This window comes from Synechococcus sp. R55.2 (assembly GCF_047462075.1).
Classification (GTDB): Bacteria; Cyanobacteriota; Cyanobacteriia; order Thermostichales; family Thermostichaceae; genus Thermostichus.
Genome location: NZ_JANSIH010000460.1, coordinates 1 through 1729 on the forward strand (window position 1 = coordinate 1; position 1729 = coordinate 1729).

General features: G+C 55.4%; 1 protein-coding gene and 1 rRNA gene. One reads left to right on the forward strand and one right to left on the reverse strand.

What is annotated here, in order from left to right:
• Nucleotides 1-659 (reverse strand): CoA transferase (locus tag NW838_RS15715; RefSeq protein WP_414428362.1); only part of this gene is annotated, 659 nt, incomplete at its 3' end.
• A 432-nt stretch (nt 660-1091) separates the two neighbouring features.
• Here NW838_RS15715 and NW838_RS15720 point away from each other — a divergent pair.
• Nucleotides 1092-1729 (forward strand): 16S ribosomal RNA (locus tag NW838_RS15720); the annotation flags it as partial.

The window sequence follows — 1729 nt, forward strand, 5'->3', positions numbered from 1 at the left end:
CGCTGTAGACCCGCGAGCGCCAGGGCAAGGGCTGGAGCATTAAGCCAGCGTGCGGCTGTTAGCATTGAGGTTTCAATACGTCCACCTCGACCTGAAAGACTACGAGCCAGCAACCCGGCTAGTACACTTGTTGCTGCCATTAGTCCGCTTACCATATCAGCAACGTGTACACCTGGTGTTTGTGGAACACCGGCACCTGAAGTAAGAATCCCGGCCAGGGCTTGAGCATTAAGATCATGCAACGCTTCGTACCGACGCGGATGACCGCTCGGTACACCACTAATGGAAACGATAAGTAATTTTGGGTTTGTGACCAGTAGATCCCGGTCTGAAAAACCTAGTCTTTCCAGTGCACCGGGTCGTAAACCGTCGATCAACACATCGGCAGATCGAACTAAATCGTGCAATACTGCTCGATCTGCTGGTTGACGCAGATCAAGAGTACGAAACTGCTTTGACCGATTCAGAAATGCGAACAGTGGATGTTCGCCCGCTTCATTCAGTGGAGGTAAAGTACGCATCGGATCGCCGCCAGGACGTTCAATCTTTATCACTGTCGCCCCAAGTTGAGCGAGAATTTCGGCACACAGCGGCCCTGGAATGTAGCTAGCGATCTCAATCACCGTTATCCCATTGAGAACATGAGAGAGTTGAAGCATAGGACCTCGCTCTCGTTTTTGTTCGGCTCACCGGTATCGTACCACAACTACACGTGCTCAAAAACGTCGCAAAATCCCGAAACATGATCCATCGGTTAAAAATGAGATTTAGCTCTTCAGAAAGTAGGAAAACAAGATTTTTGAAACCCTCTTGACAACCTACGACCAACATGCTATACTACGCGAGCTGGAACGAACGAGGTCTCACTCGTGAGCAACGAGGCAGACCAAACAAGTGGAGAGAAAACCGAGCGAAACGCGCTGAAGACAATTCAGAGACGTCGCCAGGAAACTTCAGGAATACTGGAATTTCCTGGTTTTGTTTTCTCCCTCGTTCCGCGAAAGCACCTTCACAACTGAATGACGAGAATAGCCAATAGACGCCACGTCAATTCGGTGAAGGGAGGCAGCGCAAGCTGCAACTCAACACCAAGCATGTAGAGTTTGATCCTGGCTCAGGACGAACGCTGGCGGCGTGCCTAATGCATGCAAGTCGAACGCAGCAGCTTCGGCTGGCTGCGTGGCGAACGGCTGAGGAACACGTGGGTAACCTGCCCCGGAGTGGGGGATACCCCGTCGAAAGACGGGATAATCCCGCATACGCTCTACGGAGGAAAGCTCATTCGAGCGCTCCGGGAGGGGCCTGCGGCCCATCAGGTAGTTGGTGTGGTAACGGCGCACCAAGCCACTGACGGGTACCCGGTCTGAGAGGACGACCGGGCAGACTGGGACTGCGACACGGCCCAGACTCCTACGGGAGGCAGCAGCAAGGAATTTTCCCCAATGGGCGCAAGCCTGAGGGAGCAACGCCGCGTGGAGGACGACGGCCTTCGGGTTGTAAACTCCTTTCGGGTGGGACGACCACGACGGTACCACCAGAAGCAGCCCCGGCTAACTCTGTGCCAGCAGCCGCGGTAAGACAGAGGGGGCAAGCGTTGTCCGGAGTTACTGGGCGTAAAGGGCGCGGAGGCGGTCTGCGGCGTCGGCGCTGAAAGCGCCCCGCTTAACGGGGCGAGGCGTGCCGATACGCGCAGGCTCGAGGCGAGCAGAGGGTGGTGGAATTCCGGGTG